Origin of the sequence: uncultured Ilumatobacter sp. (genome assembly GCF_963980585.1) — a bacterium.
Lineage (GTDB): Bacteria > Actinomycetota > Acidimicrobiia > Acidimicrobiales > Ilumatobacteraceae > Ilumatobacter_A.
In genome coordinates, this window is the sequence record NZ_CAXCAM010000015.1 from 15605 (window position 1) to 31878 (window position 16274).

Consider the following 16274-nt stretch of genomic DNA (forward strand, 5'->3'; position numbering starts at 1 on the left):
GATGAATGCCGAACACCATTCGGACCCGCTCGGTGTCATCACATCGCCGCGTGAGTGGCTCACCCGTGCGCTGAAACCACTCAGCTCAACCATTCACACGCCGCAGACTTCTCAGGAGAAGACCATGAAGACCTCGACCTTTCGACGCGCCAGTGTCGTGCCCGCACTCATCGCTCTCGGACTCGCCGCGTGCGGCTCAGATGCCGGCGACTCCACCGACACCGGACCCATGACGACGGACATGGACATGGACATGAACATGGGCGACCCCGACGCCACACCCGCCGACGACGTCGTCGGCGCAGCGCTGGCTCGGGGTGAGTACTCACTGATGGACACCCGCCCCGAGGGCTATGACGGCGTTGCAGGCACCGCAGTGATCGCTCGGTCGCCCCTGGGCACGACCATCACAACGGAGCTCACCGGTCTACTACCGAACGTCGACTACATCAGTCACGCCCACGCTCAAGCCTGCGACGACGGCAACGCGGGCCCGCACTACCAGTTCGAAGTCGGAGGCTCAGAGTTCCCACCGAACGAAATCCATCTCGCGTTCACCAGCGACAACGATGGCAACGGCTTCATGACCGCCGAGAACGCCAAGATCGCCGGGACCGCCGCCGTGGCATTTGTGGTGCACCCAATGGAGTTCATCGACAACAAGATCGCGTGCGTCGACTTCATCGAGGATGAACCCGGGTCGATCGACGCCGCGATTGCTGCCGGCCTTGACGAGTCCACCATGGACGACATGGACGACGAGGGCTGACGACCACCACGGAGGCTGCCCCCGTTCAGCGATCAGATGAACAGGTGCCCAGAGCCGGGCGACAACGTCGCTCCGGGTCCGGGTCCTCGATCAGGCCGAGACGAGCGAGACGGTCAAGCTGAGCTTGTTGCCGTCCATGCCGCCCACAGCGACAGCGATCGCCGAATTGAGAAATGCCAAGTCTTCGTTCGCTGTCTCGAAGACCAGCAGTTCCTGCGGACCGGTGGCGTCGGTGCCGCGACCAATCGCTTGGTAGGCGACCATGTCGCCGCCTTCGCCGATGCGAGCGCGAATCTCGAGCTGCTGCACACCGTCTGAGCCAATACGCACCACGTCGGTGCCGGCAACCTTGCGCTCACCCTCCCAGTGACTCGATGTCGCTGTCCCTTCGAACGGAACGTCGACTCGGAAGCCGGTGCCGATGGCACCAACAGGGGTGAAGCGCAGCTTTGCTTCGATCTTGCAAAATTCAGTGAGCGTGGCCATGGATGTCTCCTGTATTGGTAGTGGATTGAAATTTCGCGGGATTCAGGGGCGGACGCGCGGCTACCACACGGCGGATGTGTCGAGCAGAATCACACGCTGCAGATCTGCGTGAAACGCATCGAAACCGTCACTGCGTATCGACCGATGCGCCTGACCGGTCGACACATTCCCGTCGGGAAGGATGATGTCGACGCCCCATTTGTTGAGGTCATCAGCGATCAGCGTTTCCCACTCAGCAGCCAGCTCGGCAACAGACCGGGACGCGAAGCCCGTCGCCACCGGATCACCCTCAGCGAGTTCGTCCCAGAGCCCGCGAGCAATCGGCAGCAGCCGGTTGATCGACGCGGCGATCTTGCCAGTCACATCGGCGCCCGCAACACGGCCCATGAAGCGCTCGGCGTGGTCGAGATGGAACGTCTCCTCACGAAGCGCCCGGTTGGCCAGCGCGGCCACCCGCTCGTCGGAGCAATCGGACAATGCTCCCCACCGCAGCGACTCGGCCCGGTCGTACATCCAGTGACGGACCAGCGAGTCGTTCCAGTCACTGCAGTCGACTTCGGCGAGCCAACAGCTCCGGTAGTCAGCGGCGTCGCGCAGCATCGCAAATCCGTCGAGATCAGCACTGTCACGGTCTGGGTCATCCGCGAGAAGGATCTCGTAGAGACCGATTGCATGACCGAGTTCGTCTTGCGCGATCGAGCAGAACGCGAGGTCTTCTTCGAGGAAGGGGCCGAGGCCAATCCAGTTGGTGTGTCGAGCGCCCACCATGTGCTCGTCGTCAGCGAGCGCCAACAGGTGTGCGCGCTCTGCGGCCTTGAGGCTCATGTCTCGTCTCCTTCGCGTCGTTCCTTGCGGCGCGCTGCGACTCGCGCTCCATCGTTGTGACGGTGCGGTTTGTCGTCGTTGACCGCAAGGATCGCAGGATCGGCAACCAGCACATTGCCACGTTCGACGAGCCACATCTCGGCGCCTTCAGCACGTCGAGCGTGCGTTTCGCTGGCGTACATCACCGCCATCTCAGGGTCGGGAGCTTCGAGCGACCCGGCATGACGGAACTCATCGCGCCCTGCCTTCTTGAGAAACACCTCGTACGTCTTCATCGCCGCGCCCCGTGCGTTGTCGAGACGCTCATCGCATCACCTCGACCGGGTTCCGACACGACGGACACCATGCCACGGAGCGGCACCGAGTCGGCCCCGCCATCGCCTGGTCTACAACCGCGTCCGATCCACAGACCGGGCACAGCAAGCTTCCGTCTTTGCGCCGGAGCACGACGGTGTACTCCTCGGCAAGTCGTGATTGCGCCGGAGCGCTCAGCCGGCTGCTGTCCCACACCGGACCGGCGAGCCATGAGACGACACAGCGATCGATGCACTCGAGCGACTCAACCGATTGCTGAACGTCGTCCGCGATCATCTTCAGCGCTGGGCAACCGCTGAACGTCGGGATCAAGCCGACATGCGCAACCGCACCTTCAGCGCCATGCTCTGTCACGAATTCGACGCGCAGCGATTCGAGCAGCCCAAGGTCGAGAATCGACACGTCGGGGTACTCGGGGTCATTGACCGCGGCGACCGCGGCGCGCACGGCACTCTCGACAGAGAGCCCGCTCGCTGCGAAGGTGGCGGTGGCGGTCACTGGCTCACCTCGAGTGCATCGCGCACCCAGGCGGTGTCTGCCCAGTTTGCGGCGGCGGTCGCGATGCGCCGCTTCGAATCCGGGCCGCCCTGGCGCATCGTGGCCTTCAGTGGTTCCCAGTCAATCGTTCCAGCCCGCCACACGCCTTCGGCATCCTGACGCAGCTCGGAGTCAGGAACCTTGAACCCATAGCCATGCAGCAACGGCACGTACTTTTGAACGTATGCCTGACGGAGATCTTCGTTGCGCTGCGACTTGATCTTCCAGCGGATCAGCGGGTCAGCGTCACCCGGAGGCGAGTCGGGACCGAACAACTGCACGGCGGGCCACCACCAGCGGTCGAGCGCGGCCTGGAACATTTCATGTTGCGTCGGCGTCCCAGTGGCAAGGCGCAGCAGCATCTCCTCACCGTGACGCATGTGGAAGCCCTCCTCGGCGACGATGCGTTTGAGAACACGCTTGTACGGGCCGTACGTGCACTCAGCGAAGACCGCCCGCTGGCTGGCGAAGGCTGCGGCATCGACGAGGAAGGCAATCGCCACCTGATCGGCCCACGTGACCGCTTGGTAGTGAAACACATTGTGGAATCGTGAGCGACCATCGAAGAGCTGTTCAAGCATCTCAGTTCGCGTTTTGACGCCCATGTCAGCCGCCACCATGTAGAGCAGGTGCGCGTGTCCGATCTCGTCCTGCGTCTTGGCCAGGAAGATCTGCTTCAGGCGTAGCCCAGGTGCGTGCGGGATCCAATCTCGTTCGGTGAGCCCACCCATCAACTCCGAGTTCGCATGGAACTCGATGAAACGGAACACCTCATCGCGATATTCCGTCGGCATGTCATCGCCCGGCTCGACCATGCCGCCGCGGTCGATGAACGCTTGGAAGTCATCAAGGTCCGACCACGATCGGCCGCGTCGAGTTGGTGGGTCAGCGAGTGTGTGCATGCAACAGTCCCCCTCGAACCGATGTCGTGTCCGGCTCAGTGTAGAGGATTCTCGGTGATCGTCAAGCCCTTAACGATCTTCCGGATTGAGCTGCCCGGCGTCATCGTCCAGGCGCACTCGAAGCAGCTTGCGCAGCGTCGCGGTGAAGGCATGCAACTCCGCCTCATCAAGCACGCCGAACAGTTGTCGCTCGCGACGATGCTGGCCACCGTAGGCCAGGCGCAGCTTCTCGACACCGGCATCGGTCACCGTCACGCTGGCGAGGCGACCATCAGCCTGATCTCGTTGACGCAGCGCCAACTGCTCGCGCTCCAACGTCGTCACCACTCCCGAAACTGCAGCACGCGACACGCCGGAAAGTCGAGCAATGTCACGCACCTCCAACGAACCAAAGACCCACACCGTAAACAGCACCCGGAAACCCGCCATCGACAACCCCAGCGGTCGATGCACCTCGGTGTCGAAGTCTCCAATCGTCCGCGTGGCCAACCGAAACAAGTCGAACGACGCCGCGAAGCTCTCGAGATCGATCTCCCCACTGGAGCCACCCCCGACACCGTCGCCGAGCTCGGCGACACGCTCCGTCGCGCGCTGTTCGAATTCGTCAGGCATCGAGCACCGGCCCACCGAGTGTGAGTGTCTGGCCGCGCACCAGTGCGACTGTGTCGCCATTGCCGTTTGTCACCGTGATGTCGTGCACCGTGTTGCGGCCGCGTTGAGCAACAGCGCGTGACGTCGCCACCAAGTGATCGCCAATACGTGCGGTCGAGATCCACTCAATCGATGCCGTCGTCGACAGCGTCCGCTCGTTGCCAGCATTCGAAGCATGCGCCATCGCGGTGTCGGCCAGCGTGAAGAGCAGCCCACCATGACACACACCAAGACCATTGGTCATGCGTTCCTCCACGGTCATCGAGACCACCGCCAACCCGACTTCGGCATGCGTGATCTCAATGCCCAGCTCCTTGGCAACATGGTCACGCTTGTGCATCGCTGCTGAGGCATCGGTCATGACAACGAACCCTACTTTCGCCAGTGATCCGAGAAGAGGTGTGCAACTCGGCCGTCCACCGGCCAGAATTGGTGGGTGCTCACCAAGCCTCGACGACACGTGGTCCGAATCCCACTCCTCCTCGGGGTGCTCGGTTGCCTCGCCGCGTGCACGTCCGACTCCGATGGCGCTGCGCCGGCCGACTCTGCGCCCGAAACAGCCGCTCCTACGGTCATTCCGAGCACCGAAGCTGCACCGGCGACCGAACCTCCGACAGACCTGACCGACGAATCGGCTCGCAACACGCTGACCGTGCTCGACAACGCGAACAACACCCTGAGCGCACAGCTCGACTTCGAGCTTGGTCAGCCCGCAATCATCACCATCACCGCCGTGTCGGGCGACCATGCAGTCGAGCTCCCGCCAACCGCTCAGGCCATCGACACCGTCTCGATCCCACTCGTCGGCATGCGGAGCGACCGCACCTACGAGATCTCCGCCGCGCTCTCCACTGCCGACGGTACCGACTTTGATGTCCTGGATGCCGAGTTCACCACGGGGTCGGTTCCTGATCGGTTCGTGCCCTACGAGTTCGAGTCCGACCTATCACGCGCGTCCGCCGGCTACACGATCATCGAGATACAGGAACTGCTCGACCCTGCGAGCGCAACACCGGCCCGTCCGTTCGACCAGTTCCAGTACCTCATTGCCGTCGACAACGAGGGCGAGATCGTCTGGTACTACCAAAATGGACCGGTTATTGGCGCGGTTGAGCAGACAGTCGACGGCACCTTCAGCTCGATCTACTGGCCGAATGGCATCCGCGAGTTCGACATGCTCGGCAACGAAATCGGCGAATGGATCGTGCCGGTCGACGCTGAGACCGCGGCCGATGTGGAGACAACTCTCGACGACGCTCCGGACTCAATCCCCGGTGGAACAAACCTCAACGCCGTTGACCCAATTCCACTGATCTCCGAAGATTTCAACCTCATCCATCACGAGGCTCAACGAACAGTCGACGGCAACTACCTCGCGCTCTCGGCAACATCGCATGACCTGACCGACGAACAACGAGCCGCCATCTGCCCCGGCGACGATCTGCCGTTCAACGCGCTCAGCGACGTCGCTGTCGAGTTCACCCCCGAAGGAGAGATCCTGCGCACGTGGGACCTGTGGGACGTCATCGATATCGACGACGTGCCAGGCGAAGAGATGTGTAATGCCTTCTTCGCCGTCGACGGAGCCCGCGACTGGACACATGCGAATGCAGTGGTCTACGACCCTGACCGCGATGCGGTCATCTTCTCCGCTCGTCACACCAGTCAAGTCATCGCGATGCAGCATGGCGAGGACCTCGGACCGCAGACCGAACTTCTCTGGACGTTCGGCGACAACGGAACATTGCCCCTCACGGGCGACGGCCCCCGCTACCAGCACGCCGTCGAGGTCCAAGACGACGGTTCAATCCTGCTCTACGACAATGGCAACGGCCGCCCTGGCACTGACCCGGCCGACCCCGAGAACCCGCCTTACAGTCGGGCCGTGTTGTACGACGTGGACGATCGCAGCGACGTCCCGGCCGACTGGCAGGTCACTCAGCTGTGGGAGCACCGTACCGACGATGTCGACGGTGAACCACTCTTCGCTGCGTTCATCGGCGACGCCGACCGCGTCAGCAACGGCAACGTCCTGATCACACACGGCGGGGCCGACTTCATGAATCCCACGAGTTTCCTCCACACCCGCATCATCGAGGTCGTTCCCGACGGCCCCTCCGGCGGTGACATCGTGTGGCAGTTCGACGCTGGTGCGCCTGGGCAGTTCGTCGCCACCTACCGCGCTGAACGCATCGACTCGTTCTATATCGGTCCAGAGTGGGCACCGCTCGGCTGATCGACCCCAAGGTCGCTCGCCCTACGGTGACGCGATGAGCACTGACATCCGACCCTTCACGATCAACGTCAGTAACGAGATCCTCGACGATCTCCGATCACGGCTGCGCAACACGCGTTGGCCCGAACGCGAGTTGGTCGACGATTGGTCGCAGGGCACGCCGCTCACCTATGTGCAGGACGTCTGCGGCTACTGGGCCGAGCAGTACAACTGGCGAGCCCGCGAGGCTGAGCTCAACCGGTTCGATCAGTTCGTCACCACCATCGACCACCTCGATATCCACTTCATTCACCAACGATCACCGCATCCCGATGCAACTCCCCTGCTGCTCACGCACGGATGGCCAGGCTCGATTGTCGAGTTCCACAAGGTGATCGAACCACTCACCGACCCGACGAACCACGGTGGCGATGCAGCGGATGCGTTCCACGTCATTGCGCCCTCGCTGCCCGGGTACGGGTTCTCCGGCAAGCCGACGGTCACCGGCTGGGGCGTCGACAAGATCGCGACCACCTTCGCCGAACTCATGGCGCGCCTCGGGTACCACCGCTACGTCGCGCAAGGCGGCGACTGGGGATCCGGCGTGACGACGGCGCTCGGCGCGCTCGATACCGAACACTGCGCTGCGATCCACGTCACCCTCGCCATGGGTGCGCGCCCGAAGCTCGACGGCGAACTGAGCGATGCAGCCAAACGGACGCTCGAGCACCTGCAGTACTACCGAGACTGGGACTCGGGCTATTCAAAGCAGCAGGCGACACGGCCCCAAACCGTCGGTTACGGCCTCGTCGATTCACCTGCCGGACAGGCTGCCTGGATCCTCGAGAAGTTCTGGGCGTGGACTGACACCCGCGACTCCGAACGCGGTGGCCACCCTGAAGATGTCCTCACACGCGACGAACTCCTCGACAACATCATGCTGTATTGGATCAATGGCAACGCCGCCTCCTCCGGCCGGTTGTACTGGGAGAGCTTCGGCAAAGGCACCCGCCATACCGTCGACATTCCGACCGGCTTCGCGGTCTTCCCCGAGGAGATCGCCCCGCCGGTGCGGGAGTGGGTGGAGGATGGCTACACCAACATCGTCCACTGGGCCGAGTATGACCGTGGCGGTCATTTTGCAGCGTTCGAGGTGCCAGAGACCTATGTCAAAGAGATCAGAATGATGTTCCGACCCTTTCATCGAGCGGCTCGCTAACGTCGGACCTTCTGACTGCGTTCGACTACACCGACCCGAAACCCCCTCAGCACGGCCGTGTACCCGGCAGCGCCAAGGCTGCGTGGTCGTACCGCTCGTTCCGCATCATCTTCGTCGGTTTGGCGCTGTCGCAGATCGGCACGTGGATGCAGAACTTCACTCTGCCCGCCTATATCCAAGACCGCACCGACCGACCAGCGTTCGTCGGCGTCGCGATTTTCATGCAGCTCGGGCCGCTCCTCATCTTGTCGATTCCCGCCGGAGTGCTCGCCGACAAGGTGTCGAAGCAGAAGTTGCAGCTCACGATGCAGTCGATCTCCGCTGTACTCACGCTGTGTCTTGCCTTCTTCGTGGCACAGGACGCAGCGCTGGTCGCGATCTTCGGAACACAACTCGCAATCGGCATCGCCAACGCGTTGAATGCGCCGGCCTTCCAGGCGAGTATGCCCCTCCTCGTGCACCGTCAGGACTTGCCCGGAGCCATCAGTCTGAACTCTGCGATGATCAACGGCAGCCGAGTGATGGGACCGGTCCTCGCTGCTGTACTCGCCGCGACCGGCATGAGCACCGCGCAAATCTTCACCGTGAATGCGGCGACCTACGTCTTCTTCATCGTTGCGTTACTCATCGTGCGGATGCCCGACGTCCGAGGCACATTCACTGAAGTCGGCTGGCGTCGTTTGCTGACCGGCTTCCACATCGTCCGCGAGCGACAGGTGCTCTCCCGACTCCTTCTCGGCATGTTCCTGTTCTCACTGTTCAGCTTGCCGTTCGTCGGACTGTTCCCGTCGATCGCCGAGCTCAACTTCGGATTCGACGCGCTCGGCAACCAATACCGGGCGCTGTACGCAACGTGGGGGCTCGGTGCCTTCTTCGGTGCCATCTCGGTCGGTACCTGGCTGGCCGACGTGCGCCGCCACACACTGATCGTTCGGGGGTTCACCGGCTTCGCTGTTGTCCTCGCCGTCTTCTCGCAGCTCCGCGACTCGTTCCTGCCGTACCCCGTAGGCTTTCTGCTTGGGTTCGCGTACTTCATGACCGCCACAGCGATCACCACTGAGCTGCAGCTGAATCTGAAGAACACCGAGCGGGCCGCCGTGATGCCACTCTGGTTCATGGTCTTCGGTGGCACCGTGCCGATCGGCAACCTGTTCTTCGGCGTGGTCATCGAGTGGGTCGGCGCTCGTGCCGTGCTCGGCTTTGGCGCCGCGTTTGCGATCTTCCTTGCGTACTGGGTCGATCTGCGCCACTTGCAGCGCAACGCGTTCTTGCCCGAGAGCGAAGGCGGAGAGAAATACACACCGGTCAACGCCAGCCGCCTTATCTAACGAGTGACGGATGGGTCCGACCCCAAAGTAACTCGGGCTGACTCAGCTGAGCAGTTGGTCAACGATGCGCTCGAGGCCGGCCGACCGGCTGGCCTTGACCAGCACCACATCGCCCGCTTGGAATTTGCCGATGAGCGCGACCGGATCGTCGGTCGGTCGGACGCCGTAAAAATCCGTTCCGGTGGCGACGACCTGAACACCAAGCGTCTCAGCGATGCGCGCAACTTCACGATGGCCCTCGACGTCATCGTCCAGTTCCCCCATGAGGCCGAGGATGGCGATACGACGATCTGCCTCCATCGCTGCCAGGGCTTCGAGCGCCGCGACCATTGATGTCGGGTTGGCGTTGTAGGCATCGTTGATGACCGTGGCTCCGGACGGCGCCGTCGACACTTCCATCCGCATGCCCGAGATCGACGCTGTCGCCAATGCCTCGACTGCAGCGTCAAGCGACACGCCGACGGACCCGGCAACAGCGATTGCGGCTGCGGCATTTGATGCCATGTGCGCGCCGCTCGTCGCCAGTTCGACGTCGGCGTTTCCCCACGGGGTGTCGACGCAGAATCGAGGGCGGGCCAGCGCATCAAGTGCGAGGCCGCTGACCCGCACATCGCCCGCAGCGCCATACGTGAGAACAGTGGCGTCCGTGTGCCGAGCCATCGCCAGCACGCGCTCATCATCGGCGTTGAGGATCGCTGTACCCGACGCGTCCAGCGCCTCGACCAGCTCCTTCTTCGCCTTCGCGACACCCTCGATGCCACCGACTCGTTCGGTGTGAGAGTGGCCAACGGCGGTGACCACGCCGATGTCCGGTCGGGCGACGTCGCAGAGTCTCGTGATCTCGCCAAAGCCGCGCATCCCCATCTCCAACACGAGGACCTCGGTGTCATCGGGCGCATTCAGCACCGTGATCGGCAACCCCTGCTCGTTGTTGAAGCTGCGTTCGTTGGCCGCTGTCCGAAGCTCAGATGCGCACGCGGCGGCAATCAGGTCCTTGGTCGATGTCTTACCAACGCTGCCGGTGACACCGACGACCTTGCCGACCGATTGACCGCGAGCCCACGCCGCAAGCGCCATCAGCGCGGCGGCGGTGTCAGCAACTTCAATCGAGGTGGCCCCCTCCGCAGCCTGCCCCGGCTGGCTCGTGAGATGCACGACCGCTCCGGCTGACCGGGCGGTTTCGATGTACTCGTGGCCGTTCCGATGAGCCACAATCGGCACGAACAACTGGCCCGGTCGCACCAAGCGCGAGTCAAACGATGCGCCGTCGAACTCGACATCGGGCCCGACCAGTCGTCCACCGATGCCGGTTGCTGCTGCTGATGCCAGAATCCTCACGGGCGTCGACGGTACCGTTCGCACTATGACGATTGGTGGAGGACGATGAGTGGCACCCCGATCGACACGGACGAACGGATCCACCTGATCGTCGTCTTCGGTGGCGAAAGCGCCGAACATGACGTCTCGTGCACCACCGCCGCCCATGTGTTGGCCGCGGCGGATCCGGCCAAGTACCGCATCACCCCGATCGGAATTTCGACCGACGGACAGTGGGCGATTGCCGACCAGGCGGTTGCTGCGCTGGCTTCAGGTGGGGGCAGATTGCCAGCACAACTCGACCCGACGGGGTCTGACGTATCACCGACGCCGATCCTTTCCGCCGCCTCAGCCGAGCCCTCAACCACGGTCGTCATGCCGCTCCTCCACGGCCCGATGGGTGAGGACGGAACGATCCAAGGACTCCTCGAACTCGCCAACCTGCCCTACGTCGGCACCGGCGTCCTTGGTTCTGCGGTCGCAATGGACAAAGCCATGGCCAAGCAGGTCGTCGCTGCCGCGGGCATCCCCCAGGCTCGGTACCGGGCATTCGCCGAACACGAGATGACGCCGTCGCTCGCGACCACAATCGTCGATGACCTTGGGCTCCCCGTGTTCGTGAAGCCGGCAAACATGGGCTCATCGGTCGGCGTCTCGAAAGCGTCGAGCGTCGATGAGCTCAACACTGCGATCGACGTCGCCCTCAGTTACGACGAAGTGGTCGTCGTCGAAGAAGCCGTAGTCGGTAAGGAAATCGAAGTCGCCGTGCTCGGCAATCACCAGCCCACGGCAGCGACGCCGGGCGAGATCGTGCCAGGCGATGACTTCTACAGCTACGAAGACAAGTACCTGGCCGACGGGTCATATGCGGTCATTCCTGCCCCGATTGGAGACGACGCCCTCGCCACGGCGAAAGAGCTCGCAATCGAGACGTACCGGGCCTTGCGGTGCGAAGGTCTGTCGCGAGTCGACTTCTTCTGGGAAGATCCTGCCACCGAGATCAACGGCAAACCTGGACGTGGCTTTCTGCTCAACGAGGTCAACACGATGCCGGGTTTCACCCCGATCTCGATGTTCCCGAAGATGTGGATCGCCGACGGAGTGAGCTACCCAGAGATCATCGACCGACTCGTCGATCTTGCACTGGAACGCCACTCGCGACGCCGGCGCAACACTGCGCACTAAAGCACCGCACACCGCCGCAGCCAAGTCTGCCCAGACCCACCGATCCACCCGATCCACCCGAAATATGGGGGAAGAACGTCGCGCGGCGACGCTCATCCCACATTTTTCGGTCAGGTTTTCGGTCAGGATGGGGTTCGGTCAGGATGGGGTGAGGGCAGCACGGAGGAACGCGCGCAGCTCATCGCGCAACGCACGAAGGCCAGCCTGATCAGCGACCCACCCGACAGTGCGGAGCGCTTCGGGTTCCGTTGCGATGCCGGTCACCGTTGCGTAGCTCAACGCTGCGATCAATCGAGGGTCTCCTGTGCGGAGACGGCCGGTCTCCATCTCCGCTGCCAGATAGTGGACGGCACGCTCGACAAGCGGTGAGATGTGCGCTGCCAGGCGATCGGCCTGCGACTGATTGAGCCGGCTGACTTCGCGCACCAGGCCGAGAAGAGCCGGACGACGAACTGCGGGGCGGAAGACCGCACGCACCACTGCGTCAACACGATCCAGCGGGTCATCTGGCGCAGCGCGGACTGCGGCGTCGATGACGACGACCAGTTCCGCAGCAACCTTCTCCAACACCGCGTCCACGAGCACCTCCTTGGAGTCGAACCAGTAGAGAACGGTCTGCTTGCGGACACCGACATGACGAGCGATCTCGTCAAGCGACACGGCATCAACGCCGCGTGCGCCGAACAGGTCGAGCGCTGCGTCGAGAATGCGCTCCCGAGTGGTTCGGTCAGGCATCGGCGTCCCAGTTCTCATTCCACTCTCGATCCCACTCTGGATCGCTGTTGTCATCACCCTCGCCACCCGTGTCGCCATCGCGCATCACATCATCTTGGCAGCTCTCTCTACCAATTGGTAGAGAATCATGCTAGAACTGCACCCGTGATTGCTGAATCCCTTGCAGGCAAACGAATTGCCATCACCGGGTCCACCGGTTTCGTGGGCACAGCACTCGTCGAGCGCATGCTTCGCTCGGTCCCGGACTGCGAGCTGGTCCTGCTCGTCCGCGACGGCAAGCGAACACCTGCGGCCAAGCGGACACAGAAAGAAATTCTGAAAAACAACGCCTTCGATCGGCTGCGCGAATCCCATGGCGCGCCCGATGCAACCGAGACGTTTGCCGAGATGACCGACCGGCGAATCACCACCATCGCCGGCGACGTCAGCCGCGATGGCCTTGACCTGAACGACACCGACCGGGCGATCTTTGCAAGCTGCAGCACCGTCATCCACTCAGCAGCAGCCGTGTCATTCGACTCACCACTCAACTCCGCAGTGGAAATCAACCTGCTCGGCCCGGTCCGCATCGCCGAGCTGTGTAACCAACTTGAGATCACGCCCCACATCGTGGCCGTGTCGACGTGCTACGTCGCCGGCAACCGTCGCGGCCGCGCCCCCGAAGAACTCGTCAGCGAGGGCCCCTGGGACATCGGTCTCGACTGGCGTAACGAGGTGGCCTCCGCCCGTCGGCTCAAAGGCGATACCGAAGCAATCAGTCGCACTCGCGACAATCTTGAACGCTTCCGCAAGGAGGCGCGTGGAGAACTCGGCGCTGCTGGCGCTCCCGCCCTCGCCGCAAAGACCGAACAGCTTCGCGAACGCTGGGTGCGTGCCGAACTCGTCGATGCCGGCCGGTCGCGCGCTGCAAGCCTCGGTTGGCCAGACGCCTACGCCTACACCAAAGCCCTCGGCGAGCAGGCCTTGACCGAGGTGAAGGGCCCCGTGCCGGTCTCGATCGTGCGGCCGTCGATCATCGAGTCGGCGTGGGCAGAACCGAACCCGGGTTGGATCCGCGGGTTTCGCATGGCCGAGCCGGTCATCATCTCCTTCGCCGGTGGACTGCTCAAGGAGTTCCCGGGCGTCCCCGAGGGCACCGTCGACGTGATTCCCGTCGACATCGTCGTTGCAGCAATCATCGGCGTCGCAGGCGCCGGCCCCGAGCGGGCACCGGCGATCAGTCAGGTGGCCTCCGGTGGCGTCAACCCGCTCCGATATCGGGCAATGGTCGATTGGACCACTGCGTTCTTCACAGCAAATCCGCTGTATGACAAGGACGGCCAGCCGATCATCGTGCCCGAGTGGCGGTTCCCCGGCCGCGGTCGAGTGCAGAAGCAACTCACGCGCGCCCAGAAGACACTGACCACCGCTGAGAAGGCATTGCAAGCGCTACCGCTGCGTGGCAAACAGGCCAACTTCGCCGCCGAACTGGAATCCAAGCGTCAGGACATCGAGCGGGCACTGGAGTACGTCGAGCTGTACGGCCTGTACACCGAATGCGAGGCGATCTATCAGGTCGACAACCTGCTCGGTCTGTGGGAATCGCTCGACGCCGACGACCAGCGCGACTTCAACTTCGACCCGCGGGTGGTCGACTGGGACCACTACGTCAACCGCATCCATCTCCCGTCGATCGTCCAGCACGCTCGCGTCAAGTCGACACCGGGCAAGTCGAAGAGCACCGATCGCATGGGGCGCATGCGCCAGCAAGTCCTCGATCCGAAGCGTCAGGTGGCGGCGTTCGATCTTGAAAACACCCTGATCGCCTCGAACGTGGTCGAGAGTTATTCGTGGCTGGCCACACGCCGGCTCGACACTCCGGAGCGGTTCCGCTACGTCTTGCGCACGCTGCTCGAAGCACCGAATCTGATCAAAATCGATCGACAAGACCGCACCGACTTCCTACGTCACTTCTATCGCCGTTACGAGAATGCTCCGGTTGCTCAGGTCGAGGCAGACGCCCGCGAGATGATGACGCAACTGATCATGGCCAAGAGCTTCCCCGACGGACTCCGGCGGGTACGCGAGCACCGCGCCGCTGGCCATCGCACGGTGCTGATCACCGGCGCGCTCAGCTTCAATGTGGAAGGACTGCGGCCGTTGTTCGACGAGATCTTCGCAGCAGAAATGACCGTCAAACCCGACGGGACCTACACCGGCGAGATGCCGGTGGTCCCGCCGACTGGCGAAGCCAGGGCGCAGCTGCTCGCCGACTACTGCGATCAGGAGGGCCTCGACCTCGACGAGTGCGTTGCATATGCGGACTCATCATCAGACTTGCCGCTCTTCGAAGCAGTCGGTTTCCCGGTCGCGGTCAACCCCGAAACGCGGCTCGCCGCCATTGCCCGCAAGCGGGGCTGGTTGGTCGAGAACTGGAGCAAGGCTTCCGGATCACCGCAACCACTGCTCCCCATCGGCAAACTGTTGAGTGAGCGCGAGCGGAAGGCATTCGTCTCATGAGAGCGCTCCAAGTCCGACGCAACATCGCCATGCTGGGCATGGCCCGTATTGCCTCGGCAATGTCGCCCGTGATAGCCGCCAAGATGGGCCCGCTCGAGATGCGTACCATTGACGACCCGGAGTGCCCAGGGGGCGCCAACGCTGCAGGTTGGCATCGCGTTCGCACCCGGCTCGCCGGCATCTGCGGATCCGACATTGCGTTGGTTGAGGGTCATGCCTCGACGTACTTCGAGGACTGGGTGAGCTTTCCATTCGTCCCGGGCCACGAGGTGGTCGGCGACCTCGACTCGGGCAAGCGAGTCATTCTGGAGCCGGTGCTCGGCCATGCGGCCCGCGGACTCCCGCTGCCATTCGACGGCGCAGCACCCGCTGACGGCGACGACTACGCCCATCTCGCCATGGACGCACACGGCGGAGCGCTCGCCCCCGGAATCCAGACCGGCTTCTGCTGTTCGACGGGCGGCGGATGGGCTCCCTGGTTCTGGGCGCACGAATCTCAGCTGCATCACATCGACGACGACATGCCCGACGAGCGGGCTGTGCTCGTCGAACCGCTCGCTGGTGGCATTCACGCTGCGCTCCTGGCTCGACCGTCGATGATCGGCGTCGAGAATCCGGTGGTCGCCGTGCTCGGCGCTGGCACGATGGGACTCGCTGCGGTCGCTGGACTCAAGCGCTACGTGCCCGAGGCTCGCGTCGTTGTCGGCGCCCGCTACCCGCACCAGCAGGCATACGCCAAGGCGCTCGGCGCCGACGTCGTTGTTCCGGGCAGCGAACTTCAGCGGGCTGTCCGCCGTGAAGTGGGCGGCATGCTGGTGGGTGGCCAACTCACCTCGGGCGCACACGTCACCATCGACGCCGTCGGCTCCAACTCGTCGGTCAGCGATGCGTTGGGCATGACCAAACCCCGCGGCCGAGTTGTTCTCCTCGGGATGCCCGGTGATGTCACCCTCGACCTGACCGGGCTGTGGCACCGAGAAACCGAACTCAAGGGCGCCTACACCTACGGCACCGAGACACTGGCCGACGGACGCACCACGTCGACCTTCGACCTGGCCATCGACACCGCCAACCATTTCGAAGCCGAGCGACTGCTCTCAGCCACCTACCCGCTCGCCGATCACGTCGACGCCATTGCGCACGCGGCCTCGGCAGGTCGCCGCGGCGCTGTCAAGATCGCTTTCGACATGCGGGAGCACTCATGATGCCGCTCGCCGATTCCCAAGCGAATCGCCATCTCCACGCCGACTCCCCCCTCCACGCCCACTCCCCCTTGCGAAAGAGTGTTCAC

Annotated in this window: 16 protein-coding genes; 7 read left to right on the plus strand and 9 right to left on the minus strand. The window is 63.4% G+C overall.

The genetic code is table 11. The features are described 5' to 3' along the window. The first annotated feature begins 1 nt into the window (after position 1). Positions 2–769, plus strand: a complete 768-nt coding sequence (locus ACH2DW_RS06770) for a superoxide dismutase family protein (RefSeq protein WP_394928967.1) — start codon at positions 2–4, stop codon at positions 767–769. 90 nt (positions 770–859) lie between these two features. On the opposite strand, the gene ACH2DW_RS06775 is transcribed toward ACH2DW_RS06770, so the two are convergent. From ACH2DW_RS06775 to ACH2DW_RS06805, 7 genes are all read right to left on the minus strand, one after another. Continuing rightward, a complete protein-coding gene (locus tag ACH2DW_RS06775) occupies positions 860–1255 on the minus strand; it encodes a hypothetical protein (protein ID WP_394928968.1) in 396 nt (131 codons plus the stop codon). Positions 1256–1315: 60 nt separating this feature from the next. After that, positions 1316–2080, minus strand: coding sequence for a 1,2-phenylacetyl-CoA epoxidase subunit PaaC (gene paaC, locus ACH2DW_RS06780; protein ID WP_394928969.1), 765 nt, complete (start codon positions 2078–2080; stop codon positions 1316–1318). After that, a complete protein-coding gene (locus tag ACH2DW_RS06785; protein WP_394928970.1) occupies positions 2077–2355 on the minus strand; it encodes a hypothetical protein in 279 nt (92 codons plus the stop codon). The genes paaC and ACH2DW_RS06785 overlap by 4 nt, the downstream gene beginning before the upstream one ends. Before the next feature lie 28 nt (positions 2356–2383). Continuing rightward, a complete protein-coding gene (locus ACH2DW_RS06790; RefSeq protein WP_394928971.1) occupies positions 2384–2893 on the minus strand; it encodes an iron-sulfur cluster assembly protein in 510 nt (169 codons plus the stop codon). Then, positions 2890–3834, minus strand: coding sequence for a 1,2-phenylacetyl-CoA epoxidase subunit PaaA (paaA, locus tag ACH2DW_RS06795; RefSeq protein WP_394928972.1), 945 nt, complete (start codon positions 3832–3834; stop codon positions 2890–2892). Before paaA ends, ACH2DW_RS06790 begins: the two co-directional genes overlap by 4 nt. A gap of 69 nt (positions 3835–3903) precedes the next feature. Further along, the gene (locus ACH2DW_RS06800) at positions 3904–4446 is read right to left on the minus strand and encodes a MarR family winged helix-turn-helix transcriptional regulator (protein WP_394928973.1); all 543 of its coding nucleotides are present in this window, start codon (positions 4444–4446) and stop codon (positions 3904–3906) included. After that, positions 4439–4846: a hotdog fold thioesterase gene (locus ACH2DW_RS06805; RefSeq protein ID WP_394928974.1), complete on the minus strand. Its 408-nt coding sequence runs from the start codon at positions 4844–4846 to the stop codon at positions 4439–4441. Before ACH2DW_RS06805 ends, ACH2DW_RS06800 begins: the two co-directional genes overlap by 8 nt. A gap of 75 nt (positions 4847–4921) precedes the next feature. Between ACH2DW_RS06805 and ACH2DW_RS06810 the strand changes: the two genes are divergently transcribed. Genes ACH2DW_RS06810 through ACH2DW_RS06820 form a run of 3 tightly spaced genes read left to right on the plus strand, consistent with a single transcriptional unit; the run spans position 4922 to position 9247 of the window. Continuing rightward, entirely contained in the window at positions 4922–6721 is a 1800-nt protein-coding gene (locus ACH2DW_RS06810) for an aryl-sulfate sulfotransferase (RefSeq protein ID WP_394928975.1), read from the plus strand. Positions 6722–6755: 34 nt separating this feature from the next. Further along, the gene (locus ACH2DW_RS06815; protein WP_394928976.1) at positions 6756–7919 is read left to right on the plus strand and encodes an epoxide hydrolase family protein; all 1164 of its coding nucleotides are present in this window, start codon (positions 6756–6758) and stop codon (positions 7917–7919) included. Positions 7920–7930: 11 nt separating this feature from the next. Continuing rightward, positions 7931–9247: an MFS transporter gene (locus tag ACH2DW_RS06820; RefSeq protein ID WP_394929011.1), complete on the plus strand. Its 1317-nt coding sequence runs from the start codon at positions 7931–7933 to the stop codon at positions 9245–9247. A 42-nt stretch (positions 9248–9289) separates the two neighbouring features. Here the strand turns inward: ACH2DW_RS06820 and murF are convergent, their stop codons facing one another. Further along, positions 9290–10585, minus strand: coding sequence for a UDP-N-acetylmuramoyl-tripeptide--D-alanyl-D-alanine ligase (gene murF / locus ACH2DW_RS06825; protein WP_394928977.1), 1296 nt, complete (start codon positions 10583–10585; stop codon positions 9290–9292). Between the two features lie 45 nt (positions 10586–10630). Here murF and ACH2DW_RS06830 point away from each other — a divergent pair, with 45 nt between their 5' ends. Next, the gene (locus ACH2DW_RS06830) at positions 10631–11749 is read left to right on the plus strand and encodes a D-alanine--D-alanine ligase family protein (RefSeq protein WP_394928978.1); all 1119 of its coding nucleotides are present in this window, start codon (positions 10631–10633) and stop codon (positions 11747–11749) included. A 138-nt stretch (positions 11750–11887) separates the two neighbouring features. Here the strand turns inward: ACH2DW_RS06830 and ACH2DW_RS06835 are convergent, their stop codons facing one another. Beyond that, entirely contained in the window at positions 11888–12484 is a 597-nt protein-coding gene (locus ACH2DW_RS06835) for a TetR/AcrR family transcriptional regulator (RefSeq protein WP_394928979.1), read from the minus strand. Positions 12485–12628: 144 nt separating this feature from the next. Here ACH2DW_RS06835 and ACH2DW_RS06840 point away from each other — a divergent pair, with 144 nt between their 5' ends. Further along, entirely contained in the window at positions 12629–14983 is a 2355-nt protein-coding gene (locus ACH2DW_RS06840) for an HAD-IB family hydrolase (protein ID WP_394928980.1), read from the plus strand. Further along, on the plus strand, positions 14980–16188 hold the full coding sequence (locus tag ACH2DW_RS06845) for a zinc-binding dehydrogenase (protein ID WP_394928981.1): 1209 nt from the start codon (positions 14980–14982) through the stop codon (positions 16186–16188). The genes ACH2DW_RS06840 and ACH2DW_RS06845 overlap by 4 nt, the downstream gene beginning before the upstream one ends. The last annotated feature ends 86 nt before the right edge of the window (positions 16189–16274 follow it).